Source organism: uncultured Shewanella sp., assembly GCF_947495455.1.
In the GTDB taxonomy this organism is placed as follows: domain Bacteria; phylum Pseudomonadota; class Gammaproteobacteria; order Enterobacterales; family Shewanellaceae; genus Shewanella.
On record NZ_CANLZC010000111.1, the window covers coordinates 1 to 19,011 of the forward strand.

General features: G+C 40.6%; 13 protein-coding genes and 1 tRNA gene. 7 read left to right on the top strand and 7 right to left on the bottom strand.

All coding sequences use genetic code 11. The features are described 5' to 3' along the window. The first annotated feature begins 278 nt into the window (after positions 1-278). On the top strand, positions 279-2,168 hold the full coding sequence (locus Q0791_RS20900) for a hypothetical protein (protein ID WP_299010802.1): 1,890 nt from the start codon (positions 279-281) through the stop codon (positions 2,166-2,168). 600 nt (positions 2,169-2,768) lie between these two features. On the opposite strand, the gene Q0791_RS20905 is transcribed toward Q0791_RS20900, so the two are convergent. Continuing rightward, positions 2,769-2,859: transfer RNA gene (locus tag Q0791_RS20905), tRNA-Ser, on the bottom strand. A gap of 307 nt (positions 2,860-3,166) precedes the next feature. Between Q0791_RS20905 and Q0791_RS20910 the strand changes: the two genes are divergently transcribed. Together Q0791_RS20910 and fabA are read left to right on the top strand one after the other, a co-directional pair. After that, positions 3,167-4,864 (top strand): S16 family serine protease, encoded by a 1,698-nt coding sequence (locus tag Q0791_RS20910; protein ID WP_299010805.1) that lies wholly within the window; start codon positions 3,167-3,169, stop codon positions 4,862-4,864. 66 nt (positions 4,865-4,930) lie between these two features. Beyond that, on the top strand, positions 4,931-5,446 hold the full coding sequence (fabA, locus tag Q0791_RS20915; RefSeq protein WP_299010807.1) for a bifunctional 3-hydroxydecanoyl-ACP dehydratase/trans-2-decenoyl-ACP isomerase: 516 nt from the start codon (positions 4,931-4,933) through the stop codon (positions 5,444-5,446). 363 nt (positions 5,447-5,809) lie between these two features. On the opposite strand, the gene Q0791_RS20920 is transcribed toward fabA, so the two are convergent. From Q0791_RS20920 to Q0791_RS20940, 5 genes are all read right to left on the bottom strand, one after another. Continuing rightward, complete coding sequence (locus Q0791_RS20920) at positions 5,810-7,723, bottom strand: DUF3466 family protein (protein ID WP_299010809.1); 1,914 nt, start codon at positions 7,721-7,723, stop codon at positions 5,810-5,812. Positions 7,724-7,749: 26 nt separating this feature from the next. Continuing rightward, a complete protein-coding gene (locus tag Q0791_RS20925; protein ID WP_299010812.1) occupies positions 7,750-9,681 on the bottom strand; it encodes an ABC transporter ATP-binding protein in 1,932 nt (643 codons plus the stop codon). Further along, positions 9,678-9,926, bottom strand: coding sequence for a glutaredoxin family protein (locus tag Q0791_RS20930; RefSeq protein WP_299010814.1), 249 nt, complete (start codon positions 9,924-9,926; stop codon positions 9,678-9,680). The genes Q0791_RS20925 and Q0791_RS20930 overlap by 4 nt, the downstream gene beginning before the upstream one ends. After that, the gene (rlmKL, locus tag Q0791_RS20935) at positions 9,916-12,051 is read right to left on the bottom strand and encodes a bifunctional 23S rRNA (guanine(2069)-N(7))-methyltransferase RlmK/23S rRNA (guanine(2445)-N(2))-methyltransferase RlmL (RefSeq protein ID WP_299010817.1); all 2,136 of its coding nucleotides are present in this window, start codon (positions 12,049-12,051) and stop codon (positions 9,916-9,918) included. Before rlmKL ends, Q0791_RS20930 begins: the two co-directional genes overlap by 11 nt. Before the next feature lie 181 nt (positions 12,052-12,232). Beyond that, entirely contained in the window at positions 12,233-12,571 is a 339-nt protein-coding gene (locus Q0791_RS20940) for a Grx4 family monothiol glutaredoxin (protein WP_299010820.1), read from the bottom strand. 229 nt (positions 12,572-12,800) lie between these two features. Between Q0791_RS20940 and sodB the strand changes: the two genes are divergently transcribed. From sodB to Q0791_RS20960, 4 genes are all read left to right on the top strand, one after another. Further along, positions 12,801-13,385, top strand: coding sequence for a superoxide dismutase [Fe] (gene sodB, locus Q0791_RS20945; RefSeq protein WP_299010823.1), 585 nt, complete (start codon positions 12,801-12,803; stop codon positions 13,383-13,385). Between the two features lie 254 nt (positions 13,386-13,639). Next, on the top strand, positions 13,640-15,574 hold the full coding sequence (locus Q0791_RS20950) for a PrkA family serine protein kinase (protein ID WP_299010826.1): 1,935 nt from the start codon (positions 13,640-13,642) through the stop codon (positions 15,572-15,574). Between the two features lie 47 nt (positions 15,575-15,621). Continuing rightward, positions 15,622-16,890: a YeaH/YhbH family protein gene (locus Q0791_RS20955; RefSeq protein ID WP_299010828.1), complete on the top strand. Its 1,269-nt coding sequence runs from the start codon at positions 15,622-15,624 to the stop codon at positions 16,888-16,890. Between the two features lie 11 nt (positions 16,891-16,901). Continuing rightward, positions 16,902-18,419, top strand: coding sequence for a SpoVR family protein (locus Q0791_RS20960; protein ID WP_299010831.1), 1,518 nt, complete (start codon positions 16,902-16,904; stop codon positions 18,417-18,419). Between the two features lie 48 nt (positions 18,420-18,467). Here the strand turns inward: Q0791_RS20960 and rplY are convergent, their stop codons facing one another. Then, the gene (gene rplY, locus Q0791_RS20965) at positions 18,468-18,755 is read right to left on the bottom strand and encodes a 50S ribosomal protein L25 (protein WP_299010834.1); all 288 of its coding nucleotides are present in this window, start codon (positions 18,753-18,755) and stop codon (positions 18,468-18,470) included. Positions 18,756-19,011: the final 256 nt, after the last annotated feature.

The window sequence follows — 19,011 nt, forward strand, 5'->3', positions numbered from 1 at the left end:
GTTATATGAAGAACCATCTTATTTATCGCAATGTCTTCGGGATTATTTAGAATAAAAATATGAGGGGATCTTTAAGACAGCTAAGACACTATAAATTCCCACCACATAGAAAAAACAGATTAAAAAAATACTTGCAATCTATTTTTTAATTTAAAAGTGAAAAATGATCACCTAGCGCCCAGTAAAACCACTGTAAAATACGACAGGAGAAAATGATGAAAACTCAGTTATCACAGCTTTTTGATAGGAAAAAACATATAACATCAATTTGTGTGCTCATGAGCGCTTTTTTAACTTTGCCAAGCAATGCAGCTATAGAAACGGATGACCCTGAAGTTCACCGCCTTGATTTACAAGGACAGATTGATACTCAAGCGCCTTTTTCTAAAACCTTTTGGGCCGGTGCCCACAATGCATATGCCGCTAAAAACTGGAATGATGGCTGGTATACCGATGTGAATCAATTTTATTCTCCTCTTGGCATGTTAAGACGAGGAATACGTTTATTAGAGTATGACCCAAAACCTGCTTCAGCGTTTAGTTCAACTCCTCATCTATGCCATATGAGTAACCCTATTAATGAGGATGTGAGCGATACTATTGGCTACGAAATTGACAGTAATGATTGGGTCGATTGTTCCTATATGCTCGCAGCAGGCATGGAACCTGCCACCTTAGGTGACGGCCTAGATGAAATCAAAAACTTCATCGAGGAAGGTAATCGCGATCAGGTGATCTTTTTAAAGCTAGAGGACTATCAAAATAAATACCACAATAACTTTTTAAATAAAATCGGTGAGCGTATTGAGAGTCGTTTAGGCGATTATGTATTTAAACCTTCCGATTTATATCCAGGTAATACCTGTGCCTCATTACCAGTGCAAACCCTGACTAAACAAGATATTTTAAATGCGGGCCGAAACGTGGTGATCTTTAGTCAAACCGATCGCAATTATAATCGAGAAAATGATAAAAACCTTTGTGACTATAAAACTAAAGGTAACAGTAATAAATATCGCGATAACGTCTGGGTTGGTGTTGATGTCATCGACTCCGATGGCAAGTTATATAATAATCAGCCCTTAGCGCAAGGTGGTAGTCTCGTTGTCGATAATGACATTAGTACCCACTATGATTTAGGTAACTTTAGTGTCAGCCAAGATGCCGTCACTGAGTTTAGTAAATTTACTGGTAAGGACGTCAAACTTCATGGTGAAAGAATTTTAGAAGACGCAAGAGCCGGTTACAATATTTTAGAGCCAGGACTTATCGAAGCCAATGGCACTAACTTAGCAATACCGGATGCACCTAGGATCAAAGACTTCGTTTGGTCATGGCGAGAAGGCTATCCAACACAAAATCAAGATATTTGTGGCCGCATGACCACAGATGGTGAGATCAGCAACATGGGCTGTGACGCTCCGCGCCCTTATGCTTGTGTCGATGACAACAGAGATTGGCATATCACCAAAGCAACGGGTGATTGGTATAATGGCTATAGCGCGTGTGCCGCCGAGGGCTACAAATTTGGCATGCCTTTCAATGCCAGAGAAAGCGCACAATTGTTTGAACAGCGTAATAATGACAATGTCAGTACCGCCATTTACGTTAACTATTACCGCGCCTTTGAAGACTTTTGGATTGCCAACCAAGACGAGTATGTCGATGTGGAATACATCAAAAAAGATCCCATTGGCGGTACAGGTGGCAATGCCTTCGATAATATCGATTTGTTAAAGCGTAAAATGCTAGTTGACGGTGGCATGAACTTGGCATCGGTGCAAATGAGTGGTCATGACACCCGTGTTAAAGGCCTTAAAGTGTGTTATGAGTTCACCAATGGCGACAATGAGCTGTGTGTGCAATACGGTGACGGTGGCGGCACCTGGGGCGATGTGATGCGTTTCGATACCAGCAAAGGTGAATACTTAAATCACATGCAAGTCTGTACAGGCACGAGTCAATTTAGCAACGGCAGTGTTCATGCCTTAACTTTTACCGACAGTAATGGCAACCGTTTATCAGCGGGAGGACAAGATAAAGCGGATTCATGTCAAACTTACTGGTCGACAGGCGATCAACAGATCTTCGCCTTCCATGGCCGTACCGCCTCAGAGCCCATTGCCTTAGGTGTTTATAAAATCTCAAATAAGTTAGTGAGTCAATAAATTTGGCGTAGAGATAGGAATGTGAATCCTACATAACTGTGCTACAAATCCATTCTCAAATGGTGGGCATAAAAAAACCTATCTTTTTCGATAGGTTTTTATTTTAAAATTGGCACAGAGACAGGGATTTGAGCCCTACATTGATGCGCTATAAATCCATGCTATTTTCATTCTTATTCCATATACATAAAATTTTAGACACAAAAAAGGCAACCTGTTAAAATTGCCTTTTTTGTTTTATTTGGCGAAGAGATAGGGATTTGAACCCTACATTGATACGCTATAAACCCATGCTATTTTCATTCTTATCCCATATACATTAAATTTTAGACACAAAAAAGCAACCTGTTAAGATTGCCTTTTTTGTTTTATTTGGCGAAGAGATAGGAATTTGAATCCTATATAACTGTGCTACAAACCCATTCTCAAATGGCAGGCATAAAAAAACCTATCTCACTTGGATAGGTTTTTTTTATTTTAAATTTGGCAGAGAGATAGAGATTTAAACCCTACATATGCGTACTACAAACCCATACCGTATGCATTAATTTTAGACACAAAAAAGCCCATCAGAAATGATGGGCTTTTTTGTTTTAAATATGGCGGAGAGATAGGGATTTGAACCCTAGATGGGCTACAAACCCATGCCGGTTTTCAAGACCGGTGCATTCGACCACTCTGCCATCTCTCCAGTGCCGAGAATAATATCTCGCTCTCACCTTTTTGTAAATGGTTATCAAAGCTTAAGGGGTTTAATTGCAGAGATAATCAGCAAAGCGATGAAAATCTCATCAACCAATCAATCAATCAATCAATCAATCAATCAATTGCCTAGTATGACCTCCCTTCAAATAAAAAGATAAGCATTAACAGAAAACCATTAACAAGAGACAGCCACAATCGGCAAAAGTGATTTAAAAAAGAGAAGTTATCAAGCACTGAAAAAGATGTGCTACTATCGCATTATCATCTCTTTACATTGCTAAGCTTTCGCCTTTATGAACTCAACGGTTATTCCAGCTACAGCCTTATCACCTCAATTTTCAATTCCAACGATTGCAGAACATGCGACTCAAGCACAAAACAATCGAAAAAAACCCCTTCCCAAGAATAAGCAAAATAGCAGGCTTGCTGATGAACACAGTGCACTATTACTAGGCCAAGAGCGCACAATTGATGCCTTTTCATTATTATCAAAAATACCTAATCAACATATGTACATTGCTGATAATGAAGGAATAAGCCGATTACCTTTCATCACAGCCTTAGTCAATAACAGTCAAGAGCAAAACCAGCGCTTTTGCTACTTAGCAGGCAATATTAAACGTACTGATTTTATCGGCAAACCTACCCCTTTACAGCATAGCCCACAAGGCGCCCCTCAAGAAGGCGCACTGAGCCAATATCAATATGTCTTCATATGCGCAGAGTCCCTATTAAAACAAGAGCGCCTTTGGGATCTTCTGATGCACATTATCAGTGAGGGACAATATCACACCAGCCAATCGACCCCCGCCACAGCGTTAACCGCTAACATTATTCTCATTGGAAGTGCCTCCCTTTATAGCCATGCTTGGATAGAAGAGCGACTCTTTTCAACCCATTTTCCACTACTGGGAGAACTGATCCATGAAATTGATCGCAGTCAGTATAATGAGGAGGAATACCTCAAATGGCTTTTGGCTGTTGCCCACACTCAAAATGTGAAGCTGTCTCAATCGAGTTTGCGACCTTTGTTTAATTACGCATCAAAAATGGCCGAACATCAACAAAGATTCACTTTACTGTCCACTTTTATCGCACAAGTGTTAGCTCAAGCCAACGCATACAGTCAAACTGAAACCATTAATGATATCGATATCGAAAAGGCCATCCATCAATTTAACCAACGTCACAATGCATCTGCTCTGCTATCGGCACAAAATTTCGATGATAAATTTATTACTGTTGCCACAGACACGCAGCTAATAGGTCAAATCAATGGTCTAACGGTACTTGATACCGTCGAATATCGTTATGGAGAACCCGCTCGCATTACCGCATCGGTTCATTATGGTGATGGCGAGGTTGCTGATATTGAAAGAAAGTCTGAACTTGGCGGTAATATTCATGCAAAAGGCATGATGATCCTATCTGCTTGCCTATACCGTATTTTTGGCCGCGATGCCCCCCTTCATCTCAATGCCAATATTGTTTTTGAACAATCTTATCAAGAAATTGATGGTGACAGCGCCTCATTAGCAGAATATTGCTGTCTGATTTCTGCCATCAGTGAGCAACCCATTTATCAAGGTATCGCAGCAACGGGCGCCATTGATCAATTTGGTAATGTACAAGCCATTGGTGGCGTCAATGAAAAAATTGAAGGCTTTTATGATTTATGTGAAAGGCGTGGACTCACTGGCAAACAAGGTGTGATTATACCCACAGCAAATTGTCAGCAACTTAATTTAAAGCCCGCTATTATTAATGCTGTTAAGCAACAAGCATTTCACATATATCAAGTCCAACACATAGATGAAGCCGTTGAATTGCTCATGAACAAGGCAGCAGGAAAAGCCGATGAAGACCATCATTTCCCCGAGGATTCATTATATGGTCTAGTGCAGGCAAGATTAGATCGTTTAGCGGGTTATCCTGAGGAAGAAAAAACACTATTAGGAAAATTCCTTGAAAAAATCCGTATTTCTAGCTGATCGGAGTTGTTTAGCTTACACGTGTTCGCTAATCTAAGCACTCAAATTGCTGGAGTAAAAAATACAATGAGTAACGCAAACAATTTCGATAAAGCAGATCTTATTGCTTCTGGTTTAGGAGAGTTATTTGAAGCCAACTCTCCTCGTCTTCCTAAAGACAATATGCTAATGATCGACCGTATAACAAAAATTAATGGTGATGGTGGTGAATTTGGTAAGGGAGAAATTGTTGCTGAGTTAGATATCAACCCTGAACTGTGGTTTTTTGATTGTCATTTTGCCGGCGATCCTGTGATGCCTGGCTGCCTTGGACTCGATGCCATGTGGCAATTAGTGGGCTTTTTCCTAAGTTGGGAAGGTGCACTAGGCAAAGGTCGAGCGCTCGGTGTAGGTGAAGTGAAATTTACAGGACAAGTCTTACCCACAGCCAAAAAAGTCACTTATAAACTCACCATCAAACGTAAAGTTTACCGTAAGCTTGTGATGGGCATTGCCGATGCCACAATGGAAGTCGACGGCCGTGAGATTTATTCTGCGACAGATCTAAAAGTGGGTGTATTTAAAGATACCTCAGATTTCTGATCAGGCTGCCACATTCAGCTAGCTTTAAATCAAAAACATTCGATATAAGCACTGAATACTGAATACTGAATACTGAACACTGAACACGAAAAACAAAAAACCTTCATGACTTCAATGAAGGTTTTTTGTTATTGAAGAATGCCGTTCTAACCTGAGCTATGTTTCGCTGTTAAATAACACAGCCTCCTATTTTGGCTTCTATCTGTGTCGTACTGTCGACTAATAGCAGACTATTAGGCCGCCCCCCACCTTGATATCAACAAAAATGACTTTATGACACACGTTAGCCTGCATTTAGGGTAGGCAATAAAAAAGCGGATTTTAAAATCCGCTTTTTATTATCTCATCATTGAACAAAGTGAGTTAAACAGAATAACGGCGTCTAAACCACAATAGCGGCAAAAACAACAACCAAGTAAAACTGGCCGCGCCTTCACGGGTATAGTTCTCACTGCTAGACCCTTCCGTACAAGCAGTTTCACTACTCGATGCTTTCTGTAATACTACCATACGCGGTACGGCTGAGGTCACAGGGCCACCATTGCCCGCCACTTCGATATTCGGTAGACCATTATCACCTATCACAACACTGCCATTACTGGTCTGATACACAGGCTTTTGCACCATAGCCACACCGACAATGACACCATTATCGTTAATGCTGGTCGTTTGTACCACATCAATGTCTTGATCATAAGTAAAGACTTCACCTGTACCACTGGTCACGGTGACTTGCTTACGGCTCCAATTCCCATCAGAGTCTTGTTCATAACCTTTCGAGCTACAAGTTAATAAATCATTAATATCATTAAACTCTTGGTCATCCATGTTATACAGAAAACCTGATTTTGGACGATTGCTCGACGTATTGCTTTCTTTCGACTCAATCCAGCCCACCACCTGATTACTGTTATTAATGTCATAGGCTTCACTGCTTAAATCCGAGGTACTGCTATAAAAGTCATTGGGAGTGACCACTGAGCTACCCGATGTTTGCGTATCATAGTAAAAAAACTTACTGCGCAGATAACTATTAATATACTTAGTGTAACTGCCCACGACTATGCCATCATTATTAATGCCTTTCGCAACGGACTCTGTGGTGCTGCTGCCCGTATTGATCCAGTTATAGGTATAAGATCCATCATCATTTGGCGACCAGTACGCAGCATCGTAATACAAGGTACTGCCATTATTACGATACACATAAGAGCGGCCCGCCACGTAATCGCTATCATTGATGGCTAAGCCTTGCGCATAATAAACTTTCGATGATGATTGATCCTCGTCATCAACGCCTAAAGGCAACTCTGTACCTATTGTGTCATCATCATCATTGATTACAATAGCGCCATCCTTATATTCCCAGACATAAGCGCGAATTTGATAATCAATATTGCCATCATATTGCTCATCTTGAATACAGGCCGCTGTAGGTTCATCAGATGTAGAGGTAATGCAAGCATCTAAATAGGTTTCACTGCTGCTGCTTAACCCCGTGCTCGCATAGCCTGCAATCATATCATTGTTGTTGACCGCCGCAGCGACCGAATACCCACCGACAGTAAAATCGTCCGTTGATTCATCATCATAAGTGTAAGTATACTCAGTATAAGGTGGTGTTAGTTCAAGCTCCGTATCATCGCCTGATTGCACAAAACCGCGGAGTTCATAATCACGATAATAATAAGTCTCATCCTCTACTGATGTATCCGTCTGCTGAGCCGCCGTCATAGCCCCCACTTTCAGCGGGCTCGATACGGTATCATTGATGCCATAATAATAACTGTCAACGGTGTTGGAACCATCATCCGGAAATTCGGGTTCCGCTTGCCCATTGATACTGACAAAACTTGGCTCCCATGCCGTCGTCGTCTCTCCCGAGCCATCGGCAGTAAACACAAACTGGCTAGCCACAATTTCTGTCTTATTACTCATTGTCGTCGAATCACCACTACTATCTAGCGGGGCTACAGTACTGGATTCTAAGGGCGCAATCCCATCTGCCAAGCTCACATCGATAGTATTGCCATCACTGTCAGTGCCATTGGCTATGCCTGTTGCTGTGCCTAACGCATAATCATTATTATTAATGACCATACCAAAGCCACTTTGGGTGGCGGACAAGGTGCCCGTTAATGTCGGACTGGTATCGCTACTATTGTAGACTTCATCTAAATTCACGACTTCATAGACATCCGCTGCAGTCGCGCTTTGTAACACACCAAATACCCCAACGGCTACTAGCGATAAGGCACTGTTTACTGTAAACGTCATTGTTATTTCCTATTATTATTCTAAGCTTACTTCATCGACTCAAGGGCTTCCCACCGCTCAAAGCAAGCTTCCAATTGTTGTTCTTTTTCCGCTAATAAAGCGAGCTTCTCATTAACGATATTCTGTGCTTGTTCATAAAATGCTGGCGCTGCAATTTCATTGGTTAAGGAATCAATCTCTTCCTCAAGGGTCTCCATTGTGGCAGGCAGTGATTCTAACTCCCGTTGCAATTTATAAGATAACTTTTTCTCAACCTTAGTAACTGGAGCCTTTTCCTTTTTAACCGAGTGAGTCTGATTTTGCTCAGCAGGGACTTGGACAGGCTTTTCGCTAACAGGTTCCTCAGAATAAAATTTAGCGCCTTGACGCACCGCATCTTGATAGCCCCCCACATACTCACTCCAATGCCCGTTCCCAGTAAACCACCAGCTACTGGTCACAGTATTATCGATAAACTCCCTATCATGGCTGACAATGAGTAAGGTCCCTTTATAATCAGTTAACATGGACTCTAACAATTCTAGGGTTTCGATATCCAAATCATTGGTGGGCTCATCGAGAATAATTAAGTTTGCAGGTTTTAATAATAATCGTGCCAATAATAAACGGTTTTTCTCACCACCCGACAAGGCTTTAACTGGCGTTCTGGCCCGCATTGGCGAAAACAAAAAGTCTTGTAAATAACTTAAAATATGCCTATCTTGGCCGTTAATGGTGACCGTTTTTTTACCTTCTCCCACATTATCTTCAACGGTTTTTTCCGGATCAAGCGCTTCACGGTATTGATCAAAATAAGCAATATCCAGCTTAGTGCCCACTTTCACTGTGCCAAATTGTGGCTCAAGCTGGCCAATTAATAATTTAATTAAGGTCGACTTGCCGCACCCATTTGGACCAATTAAGGCAATTCTGTCACCGCGCATCACAGTGGTGGTAAAGTTTTTAACTAAATTTTTCTCAGGAATATTATATTCTAGGTTTTCAATATCAAACACCAGCTTGCCTGAACGCTCGGTATCCGATACCGCCATTTTAGCCCCGCCTTGACGATTAATACGCTCACTGCGCTCTGCTCTAAGGGCTTTTAACGCACGAACACGGCCTTCATTACGGGTTCGTCTGGCTTTTACCCCTTGACGGATCCACGCCTCTTCTTCAGCCAATTTTTTGTCAAAATGGGCATTTTGCTCCATTTCTACCCTTAACCACTCGGCTTTACCCGCTAAATACGCTTGGTAATTACCCGGCCAAGAAGTGACCACGCCACGATCGAGATCCACAATACGCGTCGACATACGAGAAATAAAGCCACGATCGTGGCTAATAAAAACAATGGCGCCTTTATAGCCTAATAAAAAGCTTTCTAGCCATTCAATGGTATCGATATCTAAATGGTTAGTGGGCTCATCTAAGAGTAATAAATCCGGTTCACTCACCAAAGCACGAGCCAAAGCCACTTTTCGTTGCCAACCACCGGATAACTCATTTAATGCTTTATCAGGATCAAGACCTAAACGTTCACAATTTTGCTGAATACGAGTATCGAGCAACCAACCATTACTGTGATCTAAATCTTCTTGCAAACGCTGCATTTGATTCAGCATGCGCTCCATATCATCCGCAGAGGCATGAGCCACATCCTGAGATAGCTGATGATAACGTTCTAACTTTTCCCCCACCGCTTTTAGCCCACCAGCGATGTAAGAATACACTGTGCCTTCTTCTGCCTTTGGCGGATCTTGTTGCAGGCGACTCACTTTGACATCATTGGTAATATTGAATTCACCATCATCAAGCTGTGTATCTTTTGATAACACTTTCAATAAGGTAGACTTACCTGCACCATTGCGCCCAACAATACAGACCCGCTCTCCAGCTTCAATGGTAAAATCAGCATTAAGCAAGAGTGGCGTATAACCGTACGCTAACGAACCATTATTAATACGAACCAGACTCAAACGACACTCCTAATCAATTCTTTTATTTCAACTTGCGTAAAAGGCCAAGCGATTTCCTGGCCCGATTTGATCTGCTTTAATACAGGAATCGTCATCCCATATTGCTTCGCTAAGCTCGCATCATCACAAATATCTTGATGATGCACACTTAACTGAAAATCTGCCACTAAGGCCTCAGCGAGCTCACATAAATGGCATCCCTCTGTGCCATAAAGCACATAATCACTTTTTATGTTACTTTGCATGTTTTATCAGCCAAGTGTTATGAATGTGCGGGTTACGTTTATAATCGAATGGCAGTGTCTTGTCATCGATATTTTGCACATGGATGTTAGCCGCACTCAATGCCGCTTTATCTAACTTAAACTTACGCTTATTATTTGAAAAAATAATTTCACCTTCTGGATTTAATAATCGCATCAAACTAACGAGCATATTAACGTGATCCCGCTGAACATCAAAAGAATCTTCCATGCGCTTGGAGTTTGAAAATGTCGGTGGATCAATGAAAATTAAATCAAAGGTTTGATGGCAGGTTTTTATCCACTGCAGGCAGTTCGCTTGTATAAACTCATACTGCTTGCCAGCCAGTTTATTCAACTCAAAGTTATCTTTGGCCCAATGTAAATAGGTATTAGACATATCCACGGTTGTCACCGATTTTGCACCGCCTAATGCTGCATGCACTGACGCCGAGCCTGTATAGGCAAACAGATTCAAAACATCGCGCCGAGATGATTTTTGCCCAACCAACTTACGAGTTAAACGATGATCGAGAAATAAACCTGTATCTAAATAACCTTTAAGGTTCAACTTAAACTTAGCGCCATATTCCTGTGTAATACGCTCTAATGTTTCATCTTCTCTTTTTTGATACTGGTTGCTGCCTTTTTGTCGCTCGCGAGTCTTAAGCACAATATTTTCCGGGTCAATATCCAATGCGCTCGGCAAAGACAATAGCACATCGGTAATGCGACGCTTAGTCACAGATTCAGGAATTTGAGCAGGCGCAGCATATTCTTGGACTATGACATGATCTAAATAACGGTCAATGGCAACATTATATTCTGGAATATCACCATCATATAAACGGTAACTGTCCACACCTTCTTTTTTAGCCCACTTTTGTAATTGCTTCACATTTTTCTTTAAACGATTCACAAAAGGCTGCGCCGCTTCACTCGGCGCGCCTAACTGTTTGATGTTCGCAGGCTCCACTCTGCGAGTGCTGTTAGCATGCAAAGTATAAAGGTTAAAAGCACATTCCAATTGACCATTAAACATTTTCATCTGTTTATCGGCTTTTAGCTTCAAACAAGACAATAGCTCAGTGTCGCTATTGACTATCCCGACCTGCCACCCCCCAAATTCAGCTTTTAACTTATCACCCAATTGATAATACAATTGCAGTAATTCAGTGGTATTGCCTAAACGTTCGCCATAAGGAGGGTTACTGATTATATATCCAGTATCAGAAGGCGGAGTGGCATTAAGCGCATTAATCACTTTAAAATCAATTAACTCAAACACACCAGCCGCATCGGCATTGCGCTTTGCCAAGGCTATCATGCGTGAATCAATATCCGATCCATAAAACGAAATATTACAACGTGTTTTACCTAATGATGCGCGGGCTTTTGCTTCTTCTAACAACGCATTCCACTCTTTGTGATCATGGCGTAACCAATGCTCAAAACCAAATGACTTGCGCTGCAAAGCAGGGGCAATATCACAGGCCATCATCGCCGCTTCAATCAGCAAGGTACCACTACCACAAAAAGGATCAAACAAGGTTTGTGGCTGTTTTTGCCAACCACTACGTACAAGCATATTGGCCGCTAAATTCTCTTTTAAGGGCGCTTCACCCACATTGGTTCGATAACCCCGTTGATGCAGTGCTGGACCCGAAAAATTAAAGCCTAGGGTAATTTCATTGCGTCTGTAATGGGCATCGATTCTAAAATCAGCATCGACACGAGACACATCAGGACGAGCACTGCCATCATCACGAAAACGATCCACCACCGCATCTTTTATTTTCAGTGCACCAAACTGAGTATTATTGATGAATCCACCCAAGCCATGAAAATCAATACTAAAGGTACTTTTATTGGAAAAATGGGTCTGCCAATCGACACAGTAAGCCGCATTATAAAGCTGCTCAGGACTCTCACAGGGGCCTTTATAGATCACTAAAATAATTCGACTTGCTAGGCGGCACCACAAGGTAATACGGTAAGCCAAATCTAAAGGGGCAGAGAAATACACCCCCGCAACACTCTCTTTAATATTCGTCGCACCAAGCTCTGCCAGCTCTAAAGAAAGTGCATATTCATAGCCTCGAGGGGCCGCAGCAAAAAAATTCAACATGGGTATAATCAGATCACAAGAAAAATCAATGACGCATTATACCTTTTCAACACCATAAAAGAATCAAAGAATCAAAGAATCTCCGCTCCAATCATTCGCTACGCGAAGAGCGAATGTCTAAATGACGTTAAAAAGCCGATCAATAACATATTAGTGATCGGCCATTTTATCAAAGCAAAAATTAATCTTGCTCTTCTGCCTTATACTTGTCCGCCGTCTCCTTCAATAAGGGCTGTAATTCCCCTTTTTGATACATTTCAGTCAAAATATCACAACCACCAATCAATTCACCTTCAATCCATAGCTGAGGGAATGTCGGCCAATTGGCATATTTAGGTAATTCAGAACGAATATCGGGATGCTGAAGAATATCCACATATGCAAATTGCTCATTACAATTAATCATGATCTGAGCCACTTGAGATGAAAAACCACAGCTTGGTAACTTAGGTGAGCCTTTCATATATAAAATAATCGGGTTTTCAGAAAGTTGCTGTTTAATTTTCTCTACTGTTTCCATTTTTTATTCCTAAGCTGGTAAAACATAACCTATGTCTAGCCGCTATTGTACGTCAGGTTGACCCATAACAAAAACCTACTTTTTAAAAGGGTATTGACAAAAACAAATCAAGAATAAATTTTTTTAAAATATTTCACAAAGAAAGAGACACTCACCCCTTTTATTGGGTAAAATGTCTAACAGTGAGTAAGACATATAAACATAAACTTAAAGTCAATGGAGAAAGCTAATGGCTTTTGAACTACCAGCATTACCATACGCAAACGACGCCCTTGAGCCACATATCTCTCAAGAAACTATCGAGTTTCATTACGGTAAACATCATAAGACCTATGTGGTTAAACTAAACGGTTTGATCGAAGGCACTGAGCTGGAAAGCAAATCACTTGAAGAGATCATTAAAACGTCTTCTGGCGGTATTTTTAACAATGCCGCTCAAATCTGGAACCACACTTTCTACTGGAATGGCTTAGCCCCTAATGCCGGTGGTGCCGCTACAGGCGCAATTGCTGACGCCATTGAGAAAAGCTTTGGTTCTTTTGACGCTTTCAAAGCACAATTCACCGATTCTGCTGTCAACAACTTCGGCAGTGCATGGACTTGGTTAGTTAAAAACGCTGACGGTTCATTAGCCATTGTCAATACGAGCAATGCAGCAACACCATTAACCGACGAAGGTGTCACGCCACTATTAACTGTTGATGTGTGGGAACATGCTTATTATATCGATTACCGCAATGTGCGCCCTGACTATCTTGCACATTTCTGGGAATTAGTTAACTGGGAATTTGTTAACCAAAATTTCGCTGCATAATATCCTTACACTCTCAATGATAAGCAGGTACCAATGGTATCTGCTTTTTTATCCACTGCATTCCTCTTTTTTATCTTCCTTAAAATAATCGACACCCAAAGAACAAATGCAACTGTTGCATTCGCAACTATTTGTTGTTGTTTTTATTGATATTTACATACCAAGTTCCCTTTTTCGGTCTAAAATTAATAATAGCAAGCCAAACCATTTAAACCGCTACCATTATATTTTGGCGTATCAGGGGGGAGTGCACTATGGGTATCTTTGAACATTACCAACAACGCTATGAAAAAAAACTCGATGAAGAATATACATTAGAAGAATTTTTAAGCCTCTGTAAAAAAGACAAAACAACCTACGCTTCAGCTGCTGAACGTTTATTGATCGCCATTGGCAAACCTGAAATTATCGATACAGCAAAAGATCCTGTTCTCAGTCGCATTTTTTCTAATCGATTAATTTCAAGGTATCCAGCCTTTAACGAATTTTATGGTATGGAGGAATCCATAGAGCAAATTGTCGCCTACCTTAAACATTCCGCACAAGGCTTAGAAGAGTCCAAACAAATCCTTTATTTACTCGGACCTGTTGGCGGAGGAAAATCATCATTAGCAGAAAAACTCAAAGCCTTAATGCAAAATATTCCGATTTATGTATTGAGTGCTGATGGGGTGCGAAGCCCAGTCAATGATCACCCTTTCTGCCTATTTAACCCCGAAGAAGATGGCAAATTAATCGAAAAAGAATACCAAATACCTCAACGTTACTTAAAATCCATTATGTCTCCATGGGCAGTGAAACGATTACATGAATTTGGTGGTGATATTGCAAAATTTAAAGTCATTAAAGTCTACCCTTCTATTTTAGATCAAATTGCCATCGCTAAAACAGAGCCTGGAGATGAGAATAATCAAGATATCTCTTCTCTGGTTGGAAAAGTGGATATAAGAAAACTAGAACACTTCGCTCAAAATGACGCCGATGCTTATTCTTATTCCGGTGCCTTATGCCGTGCAAACCAAGGGGTCATGGAGTTTGTAGAAATGTTTAAAGCCCCGATTAAGGTACTACATCCTTTACTCACTGCGACTCAAGAAGGGAACTATAACGGCACAGAAGGGTTATCCGCACTCCCTTATAATGGTATTATTCTGGCTCATTCAAATGAATCTGAATGGGCAACTTTTAGAAATAATAAAACCAATGAAGCCTTTCTTGACCGTGTTTACATTGTTAAAGTCCCCTATTGTCTGCGTGTCACCAAAGAAATCCAAATCTATGAGAAGCTGATCAGCAATTCTGAACTTCACCAAGCGCCTTGCGCACCAGGTACATTAGAAACCTTAGCCCAATTTAGTGTTCTATCTCGCATTTTGCCGCCAGAAAACTCATCCCTGTTTTCAAAAATGCGCGTTTATGATGGTGAAAGCTTAAAAGATACCGATCCTAAAGCGAAATCCTACCAAGAATATCGTGATTATGCGGGCGTTGATGAAGGCATGTCAGGCCTTTCAACACGTTTTGCGTTTAAAATTCTCTCAAAAGTCTTTAACTTCGATAATACCGAGATTGCCGCTAACCCTGTCCATTTGTTCTATGTATTAGAACGACAAATAGAGCAAGAACAATTCCCTGCTGATATTGCAGAGCGTTATCTTGAATTTTTAAAAGGTTACCTCATTCCTAAATATGTCGAGTTCATTGGTAAAGAAATACAAACGGCTTACCTCGAATCTTATTCTGAATACGGACAAAATATCTTTGACCGCTATGTCGTCTATGCCGACTTTTGGATTCAAGATCAAGAATATCGTGATCCTGATACAGGACAATTATTCGACCGCTCAGCGTTAAATGCAGAACTTGAAAAAATAGAAAAACCTGCGGGGATCAGTAACCCTAAAGATTTTCGTAATGAAATTGTCAATTTTGTGCTTCGCGCTAGAGCCAACAATGACGGAATGAACCCCCTCTGGACCAGTTATGAAAAACTGCGTACCGTCATTGAAAAGAAAATGTTCTCTAATACAGAAGATTTATTGCCTGTTATTTCTTTTAATACTAAAACCTCCAATGATGATCAAAGAAAACACGATGACTTTGTTAACCGAATGATGGAAAAAGGTTATACAAAAAAACAAGTCAGGCTCTTATCTGAATGGTATTTAAGAGTCCGTAAGTCTTCTTAACTCAGTGGTGAGACGAGATCTATTGATCTCGTCGTTTGGAGGTTCATATGGCCAACTTTATTGATAGACGCTTAAACGCTAAAGGCAAAAGCACGGTAAATCGCCAACGATTCATTCATCGCTACAAGAAACAGATCAAGCAGGCAGTCAGTGATGCAGTCACTCGCCGAAGTGTCACCGATGTGGATAAAGGGGAAGAAGTCAGTATTCCAACCCGTGATATTAATGAACCTTCTTTTCATCAAGGTTCTGGCGGAGTAAGAGAAAGGGTGCATCCTGGTAACGATCAATTTATGCGAGGCGATAAAATTGATCGCCCCCCATCAGGTGAAGGAGGCGGTGCAGGTCAAGGCGATGCTTCTGATAGCGGTGAAGGGCAAGATGACTTCATTTTTCAAATATCAAAAGATGAATATCTAGAACTGCTATTTGAAGATTTAGAGCTGCCTAACTTACAAAAGAATCAACTCAATAAATTAGTAGAATACCAAGTGGTTCGTGCAGGGTTTACCAATGATGGCGTCCCCGCCAATATAAACATTGTCCGCTCTTTACGCTCTTCACTGGCCAGACGCATTGCCTTATCGGCCTCAAAAAGAGCAGAGCTGAGAAGATTAGAAAAGGAATTGACCCAATTAGAAGATACGCCAGGCGCTGAAGCCGAAAAAATCATTGCCTTAAGAGATGAAATTAAAATGCTAAAAGAAAGCATTGCTAAAGTGCCTTTTATCGATACATTTGATTTACGCTTTAATAATTTCATTAAAAAAGAAATCCCTTCTAGTCAAGCGGTCATGTTCTGTCTAATGGATGTCTCCGGCTCCATGGATCAAGCCACAAAAGATATCGCAAAACGCTTCTACATACTCTTATATTTATTTTTAACAAGAACCTATAAAAACCTCGAAGTGGTGTATATTAGGCACCATACCCAAGCAAAAGAAGTCGATGAACAAGAGTTTTTCTATTCTCAAGAAACAGGAGGAACCATAGTTTCCAGTGCACTCAAACTCATGCATGAAATTCAAAAACAACGCTATCCTGAAACTGAATGGAATATATACGCAGCCCAAGCATCAGACGGCGATAACTGGGCTGATGATTCTCCCCAATGCCATAAGTTATTGAAAAAAAACATCTTACCTCTGGTTCGTTATTTTAGTTATATTGAAATCACCAATAGAGCACACCAAACACTCTGGCGTGAGTATGAAAATTTGCAAAAATCATTCTCCAATATTGCCGTTCAACATATTAAACACGCTGACGATATCTATCCAGTCTTTAGAGAATTATTTAAGAAGCAATCGGTTTAATAGGAGTCATTATGGGAAAAAAACCAACTCGAACACCATTAAATGATGGACCAGATTGGACTTTTGACTTACTACAAGATTATTTAATTGAAATTGAACGCGTTGCCGCACATTACAAGCTAGATACGTACCCTAATCAAATTGAAGTGATCACCGCCGAACAGATGATGGATGCCTATGCAGGAATAGGAATGCCTATTGGTTACACGCACTGGTCTTTCGGTAAACGTTTTATTCAAACTGAACAAGGGTATAAACGTGGGCAAATGGGATTAGCTTACGAAATTGTCATCAACTCCAATCCCTGTATTGCATACCTTATGGAAGAAAATACCATGACGATGCAAGCCCTCGTCATGGCACATGCAAGTTTTGGTCATAATAGTTTTTTCAAAAATAATTACTTATTCAAAACATGGACAGATGCCAGCTCTATTATTGATTACTTAGTCTTCGCACGTAACTATATCAGTGAATGTGAAGAAATCCATGGTATAGAGGCTGTCGAAAGTATTATCGACTCTTGTCATGCTTTAATGAATTATGGTGTTGATCGTTACAAGCGCCCTAGTGAGATATCATTCAAAGAAGAGCAACTCAGACAAAAAGAGCGTGAAGCTTACCTACAAAGCCAAGTCAATGATCTATGGCGAACCATACCCACGACCCCAACAACCATATCTGAAAAAAAAGAGCCTAACTTCCCCTCTGAACCTCAAGAAAACATTCTTTATTTTATTGAAAAAAATGCCCCTCTACTTAAGCCTTGGCAACGTGAAATCGTTCGCATCGTCCGCAAAATGGGGCAGTATTTCTATCCTCAAAAGCAAACACAAGTCATGAATGAAGGTTGGGCCACTTTCTGGCACTATACCATTCTCAATCATCTCTATGACGAAGGAAAAGTCACTGAGCGCTTTATGCTTGAGTTTTTACAAAATCACACAAATGTTGTTGCACAGCCTGCTTATAACAGCCCTTATTACAACGGTATCAACCCCTATGCGCTTGGCTTTAATATGTTTATCGACATAAGACGTATTTGTGAAAACCCTACCGAAGAGGATAAACATTGGTTTCCCGATATTGCAGGGGCGCCTTGGTTAGAGACGTTACATTTCGCAATGGAAAACTTTAAAGATGAGAGTTTCATTAGCCAATACCTTTCACCTAAGATCATTAGGCAATTTAAACTCTTCTCTATTCTTGACGATAGCAGTAAAAATCATTTATCTGTTTCGGCCATTCATGACAAACAAGGCTACCAAGATATTAGGTATATGTTATCTCAGCAATATAATTTATCTAATTTAGAACCTAACATTCAAGTTCAAAATGTCGCCATATCAGGTGACCGTTCCCTCACACTCAGGTACATTCCCACTCATCAAATTCCACTCGATGACAGTTGTCAGGAAGTCGTCAAACATTTACATGAACTCTGGGGGTTTAACATTAAACTTGAACAAGAAAATGAACAAGGAGATATTGTTTTGCTCGCCACTTGTCCAGCAAAATCCACCCAGTAAACATAAAAAAAAAGCGCCTGTAAGGCGCTTTTTTCCACTTATTAACATTTAAGCGAATTTGAAATCAACATGCTCAATAAGCGGTTTAAATGCATGGCGTTGCATGTCTTGAACACGTACTTTAGTGTCTTTACCATCAATTGTTAATGTTAGCTCTGAAGTATAAAAATCTTCATTAGCTTGAATGTTAATGATATCTTTATGATCAAAAACAATAGAAATGGCTTCTTTTCCTGGGCCATAAACAACAGCAGGAACTTTATCCGCATGACGTAGGCGGCGGCTCGAACCTTTCCCTAACTCTGTACGGACTTGTGCAACAATAGTATAAGACATAATTTACTCACTTAAATTAAAAATTAAAGGGTATTCTTTTCGACCAAAAATACCACGCTTTAAAGCGAAGCGCATCCTACCATAAAAGCAACAAACCAACAAATACTTTATCCACTCAATCATTCGAAAGCGCATTAAAAAATAGAGCTCTATTTAAACTATACCCGTGATACTTGAGAATGCATGTTTTCAGAGCCTGTAAAAGTGCCTAATTCAAGGCGTATTATTGCAAGAATGCTTATTGCCTTTTAAGATG

What these genes read in the sequence shown, in the direction of transcription:
- Q0791_RS20920 (WP_299010809.1), bottom strand. Translation starts at nt 7,723, where the DNA reads ATGACGTTTACAGTAAACAGTGCCTTATCGCTAGTAGCCGTTGGGGTA.
- Q0791_RS20960 (WP_299010831.1), top strand. Translation starts at nt 16,902, where the DNA reads ATGGGAAAAAAACCAACTCGAACACCATTAAATGATGGACCAGATTGG.
- fabA (WP_299010807.1), top strand. Translation starts at nt 4,931, where the DNA reads ATGAGTAACGCAAACAATTTCGATAAAGCAGATCTTATTGCTTCTGGT.
- Q0791_RS20930 (WP_299010814.1), bottom strand. Translation starts at nt 9,926, where the DNA reads ATGCAAAGTAACATAAAAAGTGATTATGTGCTTTATGGCACAGAGGGA.
- rlmKL (WP_299010817.1), bottom strand. Translation starts at nt 12,051, where the DNA reads ATGTTGAATTTTTTTGCTGCGGCCCCTCGAGGCTATGAATATGCACTT.
- sodB (WP_299010823.1), top strand. Translation starts at nt 12,801, where the DNA reads ATGGCTTTTGAACTACCAGCATTACCATACGCAAACGACGCCCTTGAG.
- Q0791_RS20955 (WP_299010828.1), top strand. Translation starts at nt 15,622, where the DNA reads ATGGCCAACTTTATTGATAGACGCTTAAACGCTAAAGGCAAAAGCACG.
- rplY (WP_299010834.1), bottom strand. Translation starts at nt 18,755, where the DNA reads ATGTCTTATACTATTGTTGCACAAGTCCGTACAGAGTTAGGGAAAGGT.
- Q0791_RS20940 (WP_299010820.1), bottom strand. Translation starts at nt 12,571, where the DNA reads ATGGAAACAGTAGAGAAAATTAAACAGCAACTTTCTGAAAACCCGATT.
- Q0791_RS20950 (WP_299010826.1), top strand. Translation starts at nt 13,640, where the DNA reads ATGGGTATCTTTGAACATTACCAACAACGCTATGAAAAAAAACTCGAT.
- Q0791_RS20900 (WP_299010802.1), top strand. Translation starts at nt 279, where the DNA reads ATGAGCGCTTTTTTAACTTTGCCAAGCAATGCAGCTATAGAAACGGAT.
- Q0791_RS20910 (WP_299010805.1), top strand. Translation starts at nt 3,167, where the DNA reads ATGAACTCAACGGTTATTCCAGCTACAGCCTTATCACCTCAATTTTCA.